Below are 16,866 nucleotides of genomic sequence, written 5' to 3' on the forward strand. Positions count from 1 at the left end.
GCTACCGCCTTAAACGGTGGTAGCCTCATAAAGCTATGCAAGTAACAGATTTAAACGGTTGCCCCATTGAGATAACAAACCTTAAAGAAGCCATTAAAATGGCTAGGCAATACAAAGAATACCGCCACGAAGACAAAAGTTTTTCTGAGTTCGACAAAAGACAAAAAGCTTATTGGATAGATATGTACGAAAAACTGACAGTAATCAAAAAGCAATCTTCAACAATTAAAATTTCAGAACGATGAACACAAATTTTTTCAATCAGATACAGCAGTTGGACTTTACAGGAGTTTTACAACTGAACATTTCAAAAGGAATAGAAAGCAACCTAATTGTAACAGTATTGCTCAATAACGAACAATGCGGAGATAGTGCCAAAAACGGTATTCCCCCATTAACATTTAACGCCACGCCCCAAGAATTTGACGAGGGATTTTTTGAGCAGATAACCACACCTATACAAAAGGTATCGGGCTTAATGGTGGATATGGAAAAATTCCTAAAGCAATTGGAAGAAGTTAAAAAGCATTCCGCAATAGAAAAAGAAAAAGCCGACAGGCAGAAGAAAGAACAGGAAGCCAAAGACAAGAAGTTTAAAGATGCTATGGCAAAGGCTGACGAACTCGAAAAAGAGGGCAAGTTCCGTGAAGCGTGGATGAAAGTACCCGATATAACAGAGTTTCCCGAAAAAGCGGACGAGATACGAAAACGCAAAACATCATTATCCGACAAGTTTGTCACACCGAGCCTTTTCGGAGCAATGGAAGAAGCAACACCCGAACCGCCAGAGGAAGCAGTTACTGGCGATTATCCTATTGATGAAGCGGACGAAGAAGAACAGTATTAATAATTAAAACGAGCAATATGTTATTAGCAACGCAATTAGAACGAGTTTTTATACTCAAAGATAAAGGACAGGACATCAGACTGACCGACCCAGAGCCACGTTGGAGTGTGGAAGCGGTGATGAATTATTACGCCAATATGTACCCCATTTTGACGACTGCAAAAGCATCAGCACCGCAGATAAAAGACGATGCAATCGAGTACAAATTTGAGAGCGTAATGGGTACGAAAGGTTGAACCAAAATTTTAAAACGATGAATTATGCAACGCAACATCATATCGGGAGTTATCAGCATACCCGAACAGAAAAGACAACAGCAGCTACACCGACAGTTGGGCGAGTTCGCAAATTGGCTACAAAGACCAAAGGACGCAAGCCAAGTGCAAAAAGACAAGCAGAAATCCGTGCCGATAGCAATGCTACCAATGGTCTTTTAAAGTGTACGTTTCTGCCTAAACTGAAAACAGCACAATCCGTACAGTCTTGTCAGAAAACGGAGAGGGATTTTTTACAAGTCCCTTTCCCGACTTGCCGAGCATTACGGCATTGAGCCAATGCAAACCCAAGATTTTGAGTTTCCTTACAATGTAGTATTGTCTATGTGGGATATGGAAACCAAAGTTAAACGCACCAATATCAATTGGGATAGTTTCAAATTGGTACAGGATAGTAAGAGAACCTTTTTTGTGAGCGAAGAAAGGCATAATGTAGATACAACCTTGTATTATATTCCTATTGCACCACTCTTTAAAATGCTCAAAGACCCGAAGCGTAAAAAGACCGCACAGCTACTTATATCGGTATGCAGTTATCTGTATCATATTGCCGATGTACCGTATTACAGGCAGGAAGACAGCTATTTGTATTGTATCTCTTGTTCGGGATTGCCCTCTTCCGTTTGAGGAAGCCCGAGAAAGGCTTTGGTAAAGCCCAATGTACTTTCCACTACCAAACGGTCGGCAGTAATGGGCGAAAAGATAAAATCCATTTTTTTTAAAGTGGTCAAAACGCCTTTAGTATTGGCTGTTCCCGGCAGGTCGAAGAAGATCACATCCGGCACAACCGCCGACTGGCTTCTGTATTCCGATGCTTTCTCCAGAGCCGTTTCAGCTTTACATTTAATAATCGGGTACGCTTTTTTGTTGATTGCTTGAAACTGCTTCATTGCCGCTTTTTTATGGTAGTCGTTCTGCATTATGGTCCTCTTATCCCTTTCACGCATATTGGTCAGGCTGTGTTGTGGAAAGTCGCAGTCCATCACCAGTACATTAAAACCTAAACGGTAATGAAGCACACTTGCCAGCAAGGTGGTCATCGTGGATTTTCCCACACCGCCCTTTTGGGTGGAGAAGCTGATTTTTAAAGTTTTCTTTGTTGTTTCCATTATTTAAAAATTTATTGTTACACACTTTATCTGTTTTGTAGGATTGAATATTGGTTTATCTGATTATTACCTCGTTCATATATTCCTGCATTCCCTTTTGGGTGCTTTCCTGCACAGGTATTTGCTTTCATTTTTGCCTTGTCAGGTACATTCTTTGGCAAGTGGAAAAACTTGCAACAGGTAAATTGCTTTACCGCTTTTATGCTTTTACACTTTTATTGTTTTATGCTTTTAAAACCTTATACTTTTATTCCAAACTACCTGTTTGCAAACCTGATTTTCTTCTTTGTTTAGATACATTTTTTACTACCTGCACTAAAATTATACGGCAAATAAAGCGATTGATTTAACCGCTGATTGAGCTGTGGAAGTGTTTGGCGTTCAAAGGCAGTGTTTGGCACTGCTATGCAGTACAATGCTTTCGTAAACAGGGCTTTACTTTGTACAATGATTTTTATTAACGGATTTATGCAAAAGTCTTTTGACAAATCGGAGGGTAACGGGAACGGCATCGAGCCGTTTTTCCCTGTTACATTTAATCCGTCCCGCAGGGCGGATTTTTGTGTTCAACGGAACACGGCAAGTTGTGTTTTGAGGCACTCGAAACCGAGTTAGTGCCTCAAAACAACTTGCCCTTTGCAGGGGGCAGAAAACACCTTCCGAAGTCAGGGTTTTGTATGGATTTAAAATGGATTAGTGATGAATGAGAACAGTAACAATAAACAGAATAAGGGTGGACGGAAAGCTAAGACCGACCCAAGCATCCACCGCCACGTTTTCCGTCTTACAGATGAAGAAAACGCCAAACTCTTATCGCTTTATGAAGCATCGGGAATGCCCAATAAAGCAAAGTTTATCATTTCCCTGCTGTTCAGTAAGGAAATGAAATCGGTTAAAATTGATAAAGGAACGGTTGATTTTTATATGCGATTGACTTCGTTTCACAGCCAGTTTCGTTCCGTAGGTGTAAACTATAACCAGATTGTAAAGCTGCTGTACAAGAATTTTTCCGAGAAAAAGGCAGCAGCATTCCTGTATAAACTGGAAAAACAGACGGCAGAAATGGCGATGCTTTGTCAAAAAATCATTCAGATAAGCGAGGAATTTGAAGCCAAACACCTGAAAAAATAGCGGTAGAAATGATAGCAAAAATCGGGAGAAGCGCAAATTTATACGGGGCGTTGGCATACAATCAGCTTAAAGTAGAGAATGAAAACGGGCAAATTTTGTTCGCCAACAAGATAATTGAAACCGCAAGCGGTCATTATTCCGTTGCACAATTAGCCCAGTCTTTTGCCCCTTACCTGATTGCCAACCGCAATACAGAGAAACATACCCTGCATATTTCACTCAATCCCGACCCGAATGACAAGGTAAGTGATGATAAATTTCGGGAAATGGCAGAAGAATATATGCGGGAAATGGGCTACGGCGAACAGCCTTTTGCCGTATTTAAACATACCGATATTGACCGTAGCCATATTCATATCGTATCGGTTTGCGTGGACGAAGAGGGCAAAAAGATTTCGGACAAATTCGAAAAAATGAGGTCTATGAATATTTGCCGTGAACTAGAAAGAAAACACGGATTGATACCCGCAACTGATAAAGAGCACAATCAGAATGACAAGGTTTTCCGTCCGGTAGATTACAAAGCAGGCGATGTGAAAAGTCAGATTGCTGCGGTTGTCCGTCACCTGCCGAATTATTATAAATTTCAGACTTTGGGCGAATACAATGCCTTGCTTTCCCTGTTTAATGTTACCACCGAAAAAGTGGAGGGCGAATTGCAGGGACAGCTACGGCAGGGTTTATTGTACATTCCTTTAAATGAAAAAGGCGAAAGAGCCGGGCATCCGTTCAAGGCTTCGTTGTTTGGTAAAAATGCAGGGCTTCCGGCTTTGGAACTGCATTTTGCAAAATGCAAAGAGGATTTAAAAGACCACCCGACAAAACCTACCATTAAAGCTGCTGTTTACCATTGCCCTGCAATCAACAAATGATGAGCAGGGTTTTAAAAAGCAGTTAGGCGAACAGGGCATTAATGTAGTGGTGCGTAGAAATGATACAGGACGTATTTACGGAATAACTTTTATAGACCACAATTCTAAAACGGTTTGGAACGGTTCACGCTTAGACAAGGAACTTTCTGCCAATACCTTTAATGATTATTGGAACAATAATATCAAACTGGAGATTAAAGAACCTGCCGTACAACCACCAAAAACATCCACATCAAATGATGCAGATCTTCCTGCGGAAGAACCTCATCATTTGTTCGACTTCCTGAATACTACTGAAAAACACGAAGACGGTTTGATTGAGGCATTTGCGGTTTGTTACCCGAAGCACAGGGCGATGATTACGAGGAACAGGATTTTGCTAACAAATGAAGAAGAAAAAAAAAGAAGACTGTAAGAGGTCAGATTTTGGAATTAAAAATCTGTTTTTTAAAAAGATTTATTGAGCTGTCACTTTATAATTCTGAAGAATTTGAGTTGTATTTAAGTAATTGCTTAAATAAACAAATTGACTATCTTTGTGCTATGGACAATAATTCTTGCATACGACAACAAGCAGACATTAAACAAATAAACCGCTGTAAAGACCGAGTTTCAGAACTCAACGGTTCTTTTGACTATTTATCGAACGGACTTGAATTAGCGGGAAACAATGTAAGACTGAAAATCCTCTTTCTGCTTTATGAAGAAAAACGGCTTTGTGTTTGTGACATAAGCGACATACTTGGTATGACAATTTCAGCAGTTTCACAACACTTGCGGAAACTCAAAGACAGAAAACTTATTGAAACCGAACGAGAAGCTCAAACTATTTTTCACTCACTGACTAAAGAGTATGAAAAAATGCTGAAACCATTTTTCAAAATACTTGACGAAAACAAAATATTAGAAACAATATGAAAACTGACAAAAATTAATTGGTGCAGGACTTTTGACTACAATTGCAGCTTCTCTTTGTTGCATCACACCCGTATTAGCTCTTATTGCAGGAACAAGCGGTCTTACTTCCACTTTTTCTTGGCTTGAACCTTTTCGACCGTATTTTATTGGGTTGACAATTTTGGTTCTTGGTTTTGCTTGGTATCAAAAGTTGAAACCCAAAAAGCAAATAGATTGCAATTGTGAGACAGAAGAAAAACCAAAATTCATTCAGTCAAAAATGTTTTTAGGAATTGTAACAGCATTTGCAATCGTAATGCTTGCCTTTCCATACTACTCAAGCATTTTCTACCCAAAGACGGAAAAGCAAATTATAGTGGTGGACAAATCCAATATTCAAAAAGTAGAATTTACGATTAGCGGAATGACTTGTGCAAGTTGTGGCGAACACGTAAATCACGAAGTAAATAAATTGACAGGAATAATAAGTTCAAACGCCTCATACGAAAAAGAAAACGCAATCGTAGAATTTGACAACTCAAAAACTAACATTTTTGAAATTGAAAAAGCAATAAACTCGACAGGATATTCTGTAACCGACAAAAAATAAAATGAAATGGAAATCAAATTGCAATCAACAATAACCTGCCCCAACTGCGAACACAAGAAAGAAGAAACAATGCCGACAGATGCTTGCCAATATTTCTACGAATGTGAAAAATGCAAACAAGTTCTTAAACCAAAACAAGGCGACTGTTGTGTTTATTGTAGTTACGGAAGTGTCCCTTGTCCACCTATTCAGCAAGACAAAAAATGTTGCTAACGGACAGAAAACAAAAGAGCAATTAAAAGTATTTTTTATTTGGATGCTTCATAAATGTTACCATACAAAAGGATCATAGAAGCTACAACACTTATCACTCCGCCAAACACTGCCACGCACCGCCATTGACTGCCACATCCTTATAGCTACTATATAGAGCCTTTAAATTTAACGCCCGAACATTAAAAATTAAAATAATGCAGGGAGAAGACGATTTAAGAGGTTTAGCCAAAATAATGGCTTTTATGAGGGCAGTAAGTATTCTTTTGGTGCTGATGCACCTTTATTGGTTTTGCTATGGTTTCTTTTTAGAACGTGGCTGGACGTTGGAAATAATCAACAAGATATTAGGCAATTTCGACCGGACGGCGGGCTTGTTTTCACATACCCTTTATACAAGGCGTTCGCTTTGGTTTTGCTTGCTTTGAGTTGTTTGGGAACGAAAGGCGTAAAAAATGAGAAGATAACCTGGTCTAAAATATACGTGGCTTTGGGCGTTGGTTTTGTGCTGTTCTTTCTGAACACACCATTATTAAAACTTACTCCGGTAATAGGAACATTTCTGTATATCCTTACTATCTCGTTAGGTTATATTGCTTTGTTGATGGCAGGTGTATGGATGAGCCGATTACTCCGTACTAATCTGATGGACGATGTTTTCAATAATGAAAACGAGAGCTTTCAGCAGGAAACTAAGCTGATGGAAAACGAATATTCCATTAACCTGCCTACCAAATTTTACTACAAAGGCAAATGGAACAACGGTTGGATAAATATTGTAAATCCTTTCAGGGCATCAATCGTGTTGGGTACTCCGGGTTCGGGGAAATCGTATGCCATCGTAAACAATTACATCAAGCAGCAAATTGAGAAAAGGCTTTAGTATGTAACATCTATGATTTTAAGTTTGATGACCTTTCCACCATTGCCTACAATCATTTATTGAAGCATCGGGATAAGTACAAAGTTCAGCCAAAATTCTACGTCATCAACTTTGATGATCCACGCAAGAGCCATAGGTGCAATCCACTCAATCCCGATTTTATGACGGACATATCCGATGCTTACGAAGCGGCTTATACCATAATGCTGAACCTCAATCGAAGCTGGATACAGAAACAAGGGGATTTTTTCGTGGAAAGCCCAATCATTCTTTGGCTGCTATTATTTGGTATCTGAAATTTACGAGAATGGCAAGTATTGTACATTCCCACACGCCATTGAATTGCTTAATAAAAAGTATTCAGACGTATTCACGATTTTAACCTCCTATCCCGATTTGGAAAATTACTTATCGCCTTTTATGGATGCGTGGCAAGGCGGAGCACAAGACCAATTACAGGGACAAATCGCATCGGCTAAAATTCCATTGTCAAGAATGATTAGCCCGCAGTTGTATTGGGTTATGACAGGCGATGATTTTTCGCTGGACATCAATAACCCAAAAGAGCCGAAAATTTTGTGTGTGGGCAACAATCCCGACCGCCAAAATATCTACTCCGCAGCTTTGGGTTTATACAATTCGAGGATTGTAAAACTGATTAATAAAAAGGGACAGCTAAAGAGTTCCGTTATCATAGATGAGTTGCCTACGATTTACTTCAGGGGACTGGATAACCTTATCGCAACGGCGAGAAGTAATAAAGTGGCTGTATGCTTGGGCTTTCAGGACTTTTCGCAATTAACACGTGATTACGGCGACAAAGAGAGCAAGGTTATTCAGAATACCGTAGGTAATGTTTTCTCCGGTCAGGTTGTTGGAGAAACCGCAAAGAGCCTGTCAGAACGCTTCGGGAAAGTATTGCAGAAACGCCAAAGTATGACTATTAACCGTAACGATAAATCAACTTCTATTTCTACGCAATTAGACAGCCTTATTCCGGCTTCCAAAATTTCAACCTTAACACAGGGGATGTTTGTCGGTTCTGTATCGGATAACTTCGATGAACGTATCGAGCAAAAAATATTTCACGCAGAAATCGTGGTAGATAATGAAAGAGTTTCCGCAGAAACCAAAGCATATCAAAATATACCGCAGATTTTATCTTTTGTAGATGAGCAGGGCGAGGATAAAATGAAACAGGAGATTGAAAGCAATTACCGTCAGATAAAATCGCACATTCTGCATATCGTTGAAAATGAAATGGAGCGTATCAAGAACGACCCGAACTTACAGCATTTGGTGCAGGAGGGATAGTTTATTAATCAAACAAGACCATTCGGGATACGTTGTTTGATTAATAAGCCATCATCATAGAATATAGTTTTGTGAATACTAAATTAAAGCCTTTCGGGGCTAAATTTGTATACTTTTTTTACTTTTGTATTTTATACTCAGCGATTATTCGATTTTACCTTAAACCTTTAAAATTTATTTTTTATATTTTTACGGTAACGCTCAATATCTGATTAACTTAACAACAACCATTGGATGATAAGTGTATTTACAGAACGTGCATTATTACGGAAAGTGAAAGTAGGGGACTCTTTTAGCCCCCAAAAGACTACTATTGTTATCATTGAAAAGGGAAGCATCAGCATCAAATCCAATGAGTTGATACATCACTACAAAAAAGGAAATTTGGGTATGATAATACCCAATAATGTATATAAGGTAAATGCCTTTACAGATGATGTGAAAGCATATTTTATTTTAATAGACAGGGATGAGCTAAACAATAAAACTTCTTTTGCTTTCAATAAATATGAAATGCAGCAAGCACTTCGCAGCAGTAACAATAATATTGAGAAAGTTTCAGATAATGCTTTTGCTCATATACTCAACTTATGTGAACAGCTTTTTTATTATAATCAGGAAGAAAAAGAAATCACGTTTAGCCAGCAGATAAAGCTGTCTTTATTCACATCGCTGGTGTATATTTTGGTGGGAGACTTTTTACAGGGAAAAGGAAAGGACATAAACATTCTTGAAAATTCAAGAAAAGAAAGCATCACGATGAAGTTCCTGCAATTGGTAAGCATAAATTTCATGAAAGAAAAAGAGCTTAAATTCTATGCCGACAAATTGTTGATTTCTTCCAAATACCTTTCCAATACCGTCAGGGAAATAACCAATCAGCCACCGTCCAAATTTATTACCGAAGCATTGCTGAACAATGCAAAAATCCTGCTGCTCAATTCCGACAACTCTATTAAAGAAATATCCAACGAGCTTGATTTTTCTGACCAATACGCATTTGGCAAATTCTTTAAGAAGCACACAGGACTTAGCCCCTCTAATTTCAAGAAAACGAATAAATTAGTCGATGCCATTTAGCATCGAACACACCCTTTCCTTTAATAGTAGTATTTAGTCTGTGCAGATACTGTTTGAACCTCTTTTTAGGCATTATAAACCTTTACTGAAAGTCCTGCAAACCCGAACTTTGCATCAGTATTAAAATTTACATCTTAAAAAGACAGTCTATGGCAATATTTTTTAAAACAATCCGAAACACCATAAAGCATTGGTATGTACCTGCTATCATCGGGGCATTATTTATTGTATTGGGCGGTTATCTGTTTACAGTCCCTGAATCTGCTTATCTTTCATTGGTTATGCTTTTCAGTATATCGTTTTTGGCAAGCGGCATTATGGAAATTTTCTTTTCCGTACAAAACAAGGACGAGTTAGACGGTTGGGGCTGGTATTTGGCAAGTGGAATATTCACACTGCTGATAGGTGTCATATTGATAACCAAACCAGTCGTTGCAGCTACCACATTGCCATTTTTTATTGGGTTCAGCTTATTGTTCCGGTCATTTCAGGGGCTTGGTTTCGCTTTTGAGCTGAAAAACTATGGCGTGTTGCGTTGGGGAAATCTGGCAATTGTAAGCGTACTCGGTATCATCCTTTCATTTTTATTGATTGTCAATCCAATCTTTGCCGGAATCTCTTTAGTGGTAATGACAGCTTTGTCTTTCATATTTGCAGGTATTGCAAGTATTGTATTAGCGTTTCAACTGAAAAAACTGAAAACATTTCCTGAAAGAATCAACAAAGAACTAAAGGAGAAAATTGAACATCTAAAAGAAGAATACTATAAAAATATCCAATCCGAGGATAAATAGAAAATAGTTGCACATTTATCCTTAAATGGTATGCAAGGGCAGTCTTTTGTGGGCTGCCTTTTTTATTGGTATGTTTCGGAAAGCATTAGCAACATACCGTTTGAACCTCTTTTTGTGAATTACTAACCTTTTATGAAGACCCTTTCATTCAGAACTTTGCCAAGTAATATTTAAGTAATTAATGACAAGTTCAAAATGAAAAAAATCACTATGCTATTGTTAGGGCTTTTTGTTTTTTCGCAAACAATCTATGCCCAGCAAGGTCAAGAAAGAACGATAACCATTAAAGAGTTATTTGAGCTGACCAAAGAAAATCATCCGAATCTGAAAGTTTCCAAAACAGATATTGCCATAGCAAAGCAAGATGTAGAAGTTGCTAAAAACGCACAACTCCCTACTTTGAATGCGGCTTTGCAAGGATATTATCTTGGGGATGCCCACATTATTGATAAGGATTTTTCCAATTCCACAAGAGTAGATATGCCACATTTCGGCAATACTTTTTCGATAGATGCCAGTCAGTTGATATGGAAAGGCGGAATGGTAAAAAATGGTATCAAAGCCCAATCTTTGAAAGAAGAATTAACAGAGCTGAATTATCAGTCGAACGAACAAAGCATCAAACTTTTGGTGTTGGGCTACTATCTGGATTTGTATCAACTACTGAACCAAAAATCAGTATATCAGCAGAATATCCAATTGGCGGAACAACGCTTGCAAAACATCAATAAGTTTTATAATCAGGGAATGGTTACGAGAAATGATGTTATCCGCGGCGAACTGCAATTGTCTAATCTTAAACTTGCTTTACAGGTCGTAGAAAATAACCGTCAAATTCTCAATAAACAGCTTACCACCGCTTTGGGATTGTCCGAAAATACACAGATTGTGCCCGACGAAACCATACTTAGCAATGTTCCTAAAGCTTTATTGATGGAAGATTACAGAGCATTCGCACAAAATCATCCAACCATATTGATGACAAAAAAGGCAGTTGATATTTATGAAACCTCCGAAAAGATAACCCGTGCAGAAATGATGCCTTCGTTATCTGCATTTGCAGGAAATCAGCTGGCACGTCCGATTACTACATCAACGCCTGCTCTGGATATGTACACTAACGGATGGAGTGCCGGACTTTCACTGAATTTTAATATTGACGCACTGTACAAAACCCCTAAAAAAATCAAACAGGTGCGTTTTGAAAAAGACAAAGCCATTGCACAGGCAAACGAAGCTGAACAGATGATTGACGTTGCTGTAAATGCCGCTTACATTAAATACAATGAAGCCGTTACTCAGAACAATACACTTGAAACAAACAAAGAACTATCCGATGAAAATTATCGCATTATGAACAGTAAATACAACAACCAGTTGGCTATTTTATTAGATTTGATTGATGCAAGTAATCAGAAATTAGACGCAGAGTTACAGTTTGCTAATTCGGAAATAAGCATCGTTTATGCGTACTACAAATTATTAAAAGAAAGCGGAAATTTATAATAAATTGATAAACTTAAAGATAAAACAATGTCAGAAAATATAGAAAACAACAATCAGGAAAACACACCGCAACCGACTGGACAATCTGCGGAAAAGCAAAAGGTAAACAAGCAGAAAACCAAACAAAAAAAGACCAAAATCATCAATATTTTGATACTCATTTTGGTTTTGGGCGGACTTTATTTTGTGGTAAAATCCTATTTCAATGTCGGGAACGACAAATACACCAATGCCGCACAGGTAGAATCGTTCATCAACCCGATAAATACAAGGGTTTCGGCTTATATCACTGAAATCCGTTTTGTGGAACATCAATATGTGAAAAAAGGTGATACATTATTGATATTGGACGACCGTGAAATACAAACTCAATTAGGACAGGCCGAAGCTGCTTATATGTCGGCTTTGGCTTCTAAAAACGCAACATCCAGTTCGGTAAAAACAGCGACCAACAATGTAAATACCGTTGGAGCAAATGTGCAGGCAGCAAAAGCGAATATAGAAGCTACGAAAGCAAGACTGTGGAATGCGGAACAGAATTTTAATCGTTACAAAAACCTCTTGGCAGACGAAGCAGTAACCCGTCAGCAATTTGACCAGATAAAGACTGATTTCGAGGCACAAAAAGCCCAGTTGGAAGCCCAGATTTCGCAATATCATTCCGTGATTAATTCTAAAACTACGAGCGAATTATCAGTAAACGAAGTACAATCGCGATTGGGAATGAACGATGCTGACATCAAACGAACGCAGAGTGCTTTGGATATGGCAAAACTGAACCTTTCTTATACCGTTATCACAGCTCCCCACGATGGCATTATGGGAAGAAGAACAGTCAATGTAGGGCAGTTGTTAAACCCAAGCCAACAGGTTGGAACTATCGTGGACATCAATAACATTTGGGTAACGGCTAATTACCGTGAAAAACAAATGGGCAACGTACAGATAGGCGGTTTGGCAAAAATACAGGTAGATGCACTGGGCGGTAAAGAATTTGAGGGAAAAATAACCGCTGTATCAGGTGCAACAGGTGCGAGATATGCCGCTGTTCCGGTGGATAACTCAACAGGAAATTTTGTGAAAGTGCAACAGCGTATTCCGGTACGTATTGAATTTACAGATAAGAATAAACCCGAAGACTTGAAATTGCTTCGTGCAGGAATGAATGTAGAAGTGAACTTAAAATAACAGGAAGATGTACAATAAAGGTCCATTTGCAAGCTGGGTTCCCAAACCTTTGATGCTGTTGCTGATTTTGACGATATTATTCTCGATGATGACCGTTTCCGGAGTATATACAAGTGTCATTACGGATATTACGGGAGCAATGGCTACCTATACGGAATATATCTCGCTTGCCAATAACGCAGGTACAATTGGTATGGGCTGCGCCATAATGATACTGATGCGTGTCAAGATGCGTTTCCGTACCAAAGAAATCATTTCAGTGTCGGCTATTATCCTTGCTATATTATCATATATGTGCGGTACTACAGATAGTCCTGTTGTTCTGATAAGTTGCAGTTTTCTCATAGGTTTTTTCAAGATGTTTCCGCTGATAGAAATGGTATTACCCATTATGTTCATCATTGCTCCGACAGGAGACCGTGGAAAATTCTATGCTGTATTCTACCCCTTGTCCATTGGATTTGGGCAGCTTTCGGCTTATTATTTTTCTACAATGGTGTTCAATGGTAGCTGGCAGACACCTTATATGTTTATGTCCGCTACGATGCTTGTAATTGCGGCAGTATCGCTTATTTTTCAACATAACCAACGATTTGGTTTCAAAATGCCACTGTATCAGATAGACTGGCTGTCACTTGTTTTGATAGCAACCTCCTTTATGTCGCTTAATTACTTTTTTGTGTTTATGAAACAACAGGGGTGGTTTATTTCGCCTTACATTACGGGTTCATTGATTTTCGGAGTGGTTCTTTTTGTAGCATTGATATACAGGCAGAAATCGCTCAAACGAAAGATGATTGATTTCGGAGCATTTAAAAAGAAAAATGTTATCCACGCTACCATATTATTGTTCTTTCTCGGGCTATATCTGGCAAGCACATCGGTATATACACAATATACAGTTGGTGTATTAGGGTATAATAACCTGATTAACGCACATATCAATCTTTGGATGATACCCGGTATCGTCATTGCGGGAATATTGGCATTTTTCGGTTTTAAAAATAAATGGTACATCAAGTATTATATCGCTTTTGGATTTGTGTGTTTTGCTCTGCATACATTAAGTCTTTACCTGATTATACAACCGCAGATGGACATCCGCTACCTCGAATATGCGACGGTACTGAAAGGATTGGGAATGGGCATCCTGTTCATTGGGTTATGGTTTTACGCTACCCTCAACCTGCAAATGAATGAAATGATGGGAATAATGGTTATATTAATTGTGGTAAGGTCTTTTCTGGCTACCTCATTAGGCAGTGCAATTATCGGATGGGCAACTTATCAGTCACAGTGGCAAAGTCTGAACGACATTTCGATGTATCTCGATGCCGGGGAAATTCCGAACGGAATGGCAATATACCAAAACATCAGCCTCAATGCGTTAATGGCTTCCGGGAAAATCGTATTGGGAACATTAACCTGGCTGATTGTCCCTATACTGATATTTATTGCTACACATTCTTACGGAAGTTTCCACTACAAACGGGTGGTGCTGTTCCGCAAAGCGATACGGGGAAATTCAATCAAAGGTTATCGTTTATCTTAATACAAATTATTATGCGAAATTCCATCTGACCATTAAAAACAATAAAAATAAACAGATGAAAAAAATACTTTTTCTGACAGATTTTTCAGAAGTAGCAAAGAACGCATTTTTATATGCCCTATCGCTTGCAGATAATTTTAACTCGGAATTGCACATACTGCATATTACACCTATTATTGAACCGAAGACGGACGAGGAACGCTATCGGGTACACCCTTTGGCACAGATGTTCAACGATTCGCTGGAAAATGATGAGTGGAACGAATTTAAGACAGAAGCAAAAAAATTGGAGCAGTTGGCTCATAACAACAATAAGCTTCACGTTCCCGTAGAGTTCCATTTTGAAAATGGCTATTTCCAAGATGTAATTGAGAGCCATATCGTAGAAAAATCAATTGACCTGATTGTAATGGGTACGTCGGGGAATAACACTATAGACAAAAAACTGTTCGGCTCGCACGCAGTAAGGCTGATTGACAGTGGTTTTGATATACCGATATTGGCAGTGCCTGCAAAAGCCGTTTTTACCTCTACGGGGGCGTTTGCCGTTGCGGTAATGCTCGTTGAAAATGAATGTGTCATTATCAGGCGGATTGCCACAAAACTCTCCCCGTCAGAGACACCTTTAAAATGTGTACACATAGTCGATACAGAAGAAAAAGCTATGGCTGCACAACAAAAGAAAGCACATTGGCTTACAAATTTTGAGGGTCTTGATGTTCAGGTGGATATTGTTATTGATACGGATATAGAAGACGGCTTGACAAAGTATGTAGAAGATAACTATATCAATATCCTAAGCATCATACATAGACAATTACCCTTTATGAAAAGATTGTTCAATATAAACCATAGTAAAAGGCTGCTACGTCTTTCTGAAACGGCAATGCTGATATATAATGTAGAAGATAAATAAAACATTTGTTATGGAAATAAAACCAAAAATTCTTTTGCCTGTTGATTTTTATTCAACATCAGACAATACTTTCTTATATGCAATAGCATTTGCAGAACAGTTCAATGCAGATGTTCATATACTAACCGTGTTGGAAGATACGGCTGAACCGGAACAAAACAATCAATTCAGAAAAGGGCTGAAAGAACGTGAAATAGAACTGTTCTATCAACAGATAAAAAGCTATAAGAATACTTCGGAAGTAAACCTTTCTTTCGGACTGACAAAGGAAAGTTTCACGGACGCAATCATTAACTATTTACAGAACAACGCGATAGATTTCCTGATAATCGGATATGACACCAACGGAATAAAATCCAATTCACAAATTAGGCAGGAAATATCAGAGAAGAATTATAAAGTCAATGTGCCGATTATCATCGTTCCGGAAAAAGCTACTTTCAGTATAGAAAACAATATCGCTTTCGATGTACGACTACATAGTGAAGAATGTGAATTATTGAAAAAGCTCGCCGTTGATTTCAACAAAAAAGGCAGGTTAGTGCATTGTATACATATAGCAGACTCCCAAAAATCGTTTAACGAGGCGGTAGCTAAAAAAGATGCTTGGCTGAATAAGATTAATCAGACCAACCTAAGTTTGGATATACTCTTATCCAAAAATATAATGAACGGGCTAAAGAAGATAATTGAGAAATATAATATTCAGGTGCTCACTATGATAAACAGTTCTGCTAATGAAATCCAGACCTTGCTAAGAACACAGGTGGAAGCCCTTACTGTGCTAAGTCCCAAAGCAGTTTATGTTTATATTTCTACTAATCAAAGAATTGATTTTTAAATGGTATTATGCTGGATAAATTTTATAATGAAACACTACATAAACTGGAAACGGCTATCAACGAATTGGAGATTGAAGCAGATAATTGCTCGATACAACGAGTTGAAGCCATAATTCAACTTATTATCCAAACCCTGTCCAAATTAAAGGAGTATGTTTTAAAACGAGGGTTTAAAAATACTGATGAGGAAATCCATTTTTTCAAACATCAGAAACCTGTCATTGTTTCAAAGCTGATTTATTACAATGCTATCTATAAAATAGAAAGCAAAAAGCCTTATGGTGCAAAGCGGATAAAGAAATTTCTTAACAAAGAATTGAAAAAACTCAAAAAATTCTTTGACAACAATATTGACTTTTACAAGTATTACCGTAGTGGCAATTCTTTTCTTGATGAAAATTTCTTTATTCGTGGAAAACACGATATAAGGATGTGGTTGGATACGTTTTATTTTGAGGCAGACCACCGTTTTTGCACTTCTCACGATTATAAGGTCGCCAAAATAATTGCCAATGACCTGATACAAGTTTATCTTGAAGACCAGCTAAATAGCAATCATAAAAAGGTATCTGATAGTTCTTCACTCCATTGGACAGGAAGTAAAACGGCATTGACCGAGTTGATTTATGCACTCTACGCACAAGGCGTATTCAACAACGGAAATACCGATATAAAATTGATTGCCAAAACATTTGAAACTGCCTTTAATATTGATTTGGGCGATTTCTATCATACATTTATGGAATTGAAAGCCCGAAAAATAAACCGTACCAAATTCCTCGACAGCCTGTGTGAAGCTCTGATAAAGAAAATGGACGAGCAAAACGAGAAGTAATA

Annotated in this window: 21 protein-coding genes and 1 pseudogene; 21 read left to right on the plus strand and 1 reads right to left on the minus strand. The window is 38.2% G+C overall.

What is annotated here, in order from left to right:
* The first annotated feature begins 35 nt into the window (after positions 1-35).
* From DTA23_RS24520 to DTA23_RS28185, 5 genes are read left to right on the plus strand one after another with little or no spacing between them, the layout of a single operon-like run.
* Entirely contained in the window at positions 36-245 is a 210-nt protein-coding gene (locus DTA23_RS24520; protein ID WP_112376282.1) for a hypothetical protein, read from the plus strand.
* Positions 242-847: a PRTRC system protein E gene (locus DTA23_RS24525; RefSeq protein WP_112376283.1), complete on the plus strand. Its 606-nt coding sequence runs from the start codon at positions 242-244 to the stop codon at positions 845-847. Before DTA23_RS24520 ends, DTA23_RS24525 begins: the two co-directional genes overlap by 4 nt.
* Before the next feature lie 17 nt (positions 848-864).
* Complete coding sequence (locus tag DTA23_RS24530; RefSeq protein WP_112376284.1) at positions 865-1,083, plus strand: PRTRC system protein C; 219 nt, start codon at positions 865-867, stop codon at positions 1,081-1,083.
* Between the two features lie 17 nt (positions 1,084-1,100).
* Positions 1,101-1,397 (plus strand): hypothetical protein, encoded by a 297-nt coding sequence (locus DTA23_RS28180; RefSeq protein WP_218565463.1) that lies wholly within the window; start codon positions 1,101-1,103, stop codon positions 1,395-1,397.
* 4 nt (positions 1,398-1,401) lie between these two features.
* On the plus strand, positions 1,402-1,749 hold the full coding sequence (locus DTA23_RS28185; RefSeq protein WP_218565464.1) for a hypothetical protein: 348 nt from the start codon (positions 1,402-1,404) through the stop codon (positions 1,747-1,749).
* On the opposite strand, the gene DTA23_RS24540 is transcribed toward DTA23_RS28185, so the two are convergent.
* Positions 1,704-2,231: a ParA family protein gene (locus DTA23_RS24540; RefSeq protein WP_239468851.1), complete on the minus strand. Its 528-nt coding sequence runs from the start codon at positions 2,229-2,231 to the stop codon at positions 1,704-1,706. The genes DTA23_RS28185 and DTA23_RS24540 overlap by 46 nt on opposite strands.
* Positions 2,232-2,930: 699 nt before the next feature.
* On the opposite strand from DTA23_RS24540, the gene mobA reads away from it, so the two are divergent.
* The 16 genes and pseudogenes from mobA to DTA23_RS24610 all read left to right on the plus strand — a co-directional run bounded on the left by mobA (position 2,931) and on the right by DTA23_RS24610 (position 16,864).
* Positions 2,931-3,362: a conjugal transfer protein MobA gene (mobA, locus tag DTA23_RS24545; RefSeq protein WP_059333813.1), complete on the plus strand. Its 432-nt coding sequence runs from the start codon at positions 2,931-2,933 to the stop codon at positions 3,360-3,362.
* Between the two features lie 8 nt (positions 3,363-3,370).
* The gene (gene mobB, locus DTA23_RS24550) at positions 3,371-4,234 is read left to right on the plus strand and encodes a conjugal transfer protein MobB (RefSeq protein ID WP_440591191.1); all 864 of its coding nucleotides are present in this window, start codon (positions 3,371-3,373) and stop codon (positions 4,232-4,234) included.
* 49 nt (positions 4,235-4,283) lie between these two features.
* Positions 4,284-4,649 (plus strand): hypothetical protein, encoded by a 366-nt coding sequence (locus tag DTA23_RS30985; protein ID WP_440591192.1) that lies wholly within the window; start codon positions 4,284-4,286, stop codon positions 4,647-4,649.
* Between the two features lie 11 nt (positions 4,650-4,660).
* Positions 4,661-5,152: an ArsR/SmtB family transcription factor gene (locus DTA23_RS24555; RefSeq protein WP_256604656.1), complete on the plus strand. Its 492-nt coding sequence runs from the start codon at positions 4,661-4,663 to the stop codon at positions 5,150-5,152.
* 31 nt (positions 5,153-5,183) lie between these two features.
* Entirely contained in the window at positions 5,184-5,741 is a 558-nt protein-coding gene (gene merTP / locus DTA23_RS24560; RefSeq protein WP_256604657.1) for a mercuric transport protein MerTP, read from the plus strand.
* Between the two features lie 6 nt (positions 5,742-5,747).
* Positions 5,748-5,954, plus strand: coding sequence for a GDCCVxC domain-containing (seleno)protein (locus tag DTA23_RS30110; RefSeq protein WP_078764772.1), 207 nt, complete (start codon positions 5,748-5,750; stop codon positions 5,952-5,954).
* Positions 5,955-6,199: 245 nt separating this feature from the next.
* Positions 6,200-6,837: pseudogene (locus tag DTA23_RS30990) on the plus strand (YWFCY domain-containing protein).
* A 285-nt stretch (positions 6,838-7,122) separates the two neighbouring features.
* Positions 7,123-8,151: a TraM recognition domain-containing protein gene (locus DTA23_RS30995; RefSeq protein WP_440591193.1), complete on the plus strand. Its 1,029-nt coding sequence runs from the start codon at positions 7,123-7,125 to the stop codon at positions 8,149-8,151.
* A 234-nt stretch (positions 8,152-8,385) separates the two neighbouring features.
* The gene (locus DTA23_RS24575) at positions 8,386-9,231 is read left to right on the plus strand and encodes a helix-turn-helix domain-containing protein (RefSeq protein WP_002978209.1); all 846 of its coding nucleotides are present in this window, start codon (positions 8,386-8,388) and stop codon (positions 9,229-9,231) included.
* 149 nt (positions 9,232-9,380) lie between these two features.
* Positions 9,381-10,025: an HdeD family acid-resistance protein gene (locus tag DTA23_RS24580; RefSeq protein ID WP_047094731.1), complete on the plus strand. Its 645-nt coding sequence runs from the start codon at positions 9,381-9,383 to the stop codon at positions 10,023-10,025.
* A 195-nt stretch (positions 10,026-10,220) separates the two neighbouring features.
* Positions 10,221-11,531, plus strand: a complete 1,311-nt coding sequence (locus tag DTA23_RS24585; RefSeq protein ID WP_002978205.1) for a TolC family protein — start codon at positions 10,221-10,223, stop codon at positions 11,529-11,531.
* Between the two features lie 27 nt (positions 11,532-11,558).
* Complete coding sequence (locus DTA23_RS24590; protein ID WP_112376286.1) at positions 11,559-12,719, plus strand: HlyD family secretion protein; 1,161 nt, start codon at positions 11,559-11,561, stop codon at positions 12,717-12,719.
* A 7-nt stretch (positions 12,720-12,726) separates the two neighbouring features.
* Complete coding sequence (locus DTA23_RS24595) at positions 12,727-14,271, plus strand: efflux MFS transporter permease (protein WP_047094732.1); 1,545 nt, start codon at positions 12,727-12,729, stop codon at positions 14,269-14,271.
* A 55-nt stretch (positions 14,272-14,326) separates the two neighbouring features.
* Positions 14,327-15,187, plus strand: coding sequence for a universal stress protein (locus DTA23_RS24600; RefSeq protein ID WP_002978199.1), 861 nt, complete (start codon positions 14,327-14,329; stop codon positions 15,185-15,187).
* A gap of 10 nt (positions 15,188-15,197) precedes the next feature.
* Positions 15,198-16,028, plus strand: coding sequence for a universal stress protein (locus tag DTA23_RS24605; RefSeq protein ID WP_002978197.1), 831 nt, complete (start codon positions 15,198-15,200; stop codon positions 16,026-16,028).
* Between the two features lie 8 nt (positions 16,029-16,036).
* Complete coding sequence (locus DTA23_RS24610) at positions 16,037-16,864, plus strand: RteC domain-containing protein (RefSeq protein ID WP_440591194.1); 828 nt, start codon at positions 16,037-16,039, stop codon at positions 16,862-16,864.
* Positions 16,865-16,866 lie beyond the last annotated feature (2 nt).

Source organism: Sphingobacterium multivorum, assembly GCF_900457465.1.
GTDB lineage: Bacteria > Bacteroidota > Bacteroidia > Sphingobacteriales > Sphingobacteriaceae > Sphingobacterium > Sphingobacterium multivorum.

What these genes read in the sequence shown, in the direction of transcription:
- DTA23_RS28180 (WP_218565463.1), top strand. Translation starts at nt 1,101, where the DNA reads ATGAATTATGCAACGCAACATCATATCGGGAGTTATCAGCATACCCGA.
- DTA23_RS24590 (WP_112376286.1), top strand. Translation starts at nt 11,559, where the DNA reads ATGTCAGAAAATATAGAAAACAACAATCAGGAAAACACACCGCAACCG.
- DTA23_RS30110 (WP_078764772.1), top strand. Translation starts at nt 5,748, where the DNA reads ATGGAAATCAAATTGCAATCAACAATAACCTGCCCCAACTGCGAACAC.
- mobA (WP_059333813.1), top strand. Translation starts at nt 2,931, where the DNA reads ATGAATGAGAACAGTAACAATAAACAGAATAAGGGTGGACGGAAAGCT.
- DTA23_RS24595 (WP_047094732.1), top strand. Translation starts at nt 12,727, where the DNA reads ATGTACAATAAAGGTCCATTTGCAAGCTGGGTTCCCAAACCTTTGATG.
- DTA23_RS24580 (WP_047094731.1), top strand. Translation starts at nt 9,381, where the DNA reads ATGGCAATATTTTTTAAAACAATCCGAAACACCATAAAGCATTGGTAT.
- DTA23_RS24520 (WP_112376282.1), top strand. Translation starts at nt 36, where the DNA reads ATGCAAGTAACAGATTTAAACGGTTGCCCCATTGAGATAACAAACCTT.
- DTA23_RS24605 (WP_002978197.1), top strand. Translation starts at nt 15,198, where the DNA reads ATGGAAATAAAACCAAAAATTCTTTTGCCTGTTGATTTTTATTCAACA.
- DTA23_RS24530 (WP_112376284.1), top strand. Translation starts at nt 865, where the DNA reads ATGTTATTAGCAACGCAATTAGAACGAGTTTTTATACTCAAAGATAAA.
- mobB (WP_440591191.1), top strand. Translation starts at nt 3,371, where the DNA reads ATGATAGCAAAAATCGGGAGAAGCGCAAATTTATACGGGGCGTTGGCA.
- DTA23_RS24525 (WP_112376283.1), top strand. Translation starts at nt 242, where the DNA reads ATGAACACAAATTTTTTCAATCAGATACAGCAGTTGGACTTTACAGGA.
- DTA23_RS28185 (WP_218565464.1), top strand. Translation starts at nt 1,402, where the DNA reads ATGCAAACCCAAGATTTTGAGTTTCCTTACAATGTAGTATTGTCTATG.
- DTA23_RS24585 (WP_002978205.1), top strand. Translation starts at nt 10,221, where the DNA reads ATGAAAAAAATCACTATGCTATTGTTAGGGCTTTTTGTTTTTTCGCAA.
- DTA23_RS24575 (WP_002978209.1), top strand. Translation starts at nt 8,386, where the DNA reads ATGATAAGTGTATTTACAGAACGTGCATTATTACGGAAAGTGAAAGTA.
- DTA23_RS24600 (WP_002978199.1), top strand. Translation starts at nt 14,327, where the DNA reads ATGAAAAAAATACTTTTTCTGACAGATTTTTCAGAAGTAGCAAAGAAC.
- DTA23_RS24610 (WP_440591194.1), top strand. Translation starts at nt 16,037, where the DNA reads ATGCTGGATAAATTTTATAATGAAACACTACATAAACTGGAAACGGCT.
- DTA23_RS24540 (WP_239468851.1), bottom strand. Translation starts at nt 2,231, where the DNA reads ATGGAAACAACAAAGAAAACTTTAAAAATCAGCTTCTCCACCCAAAAG.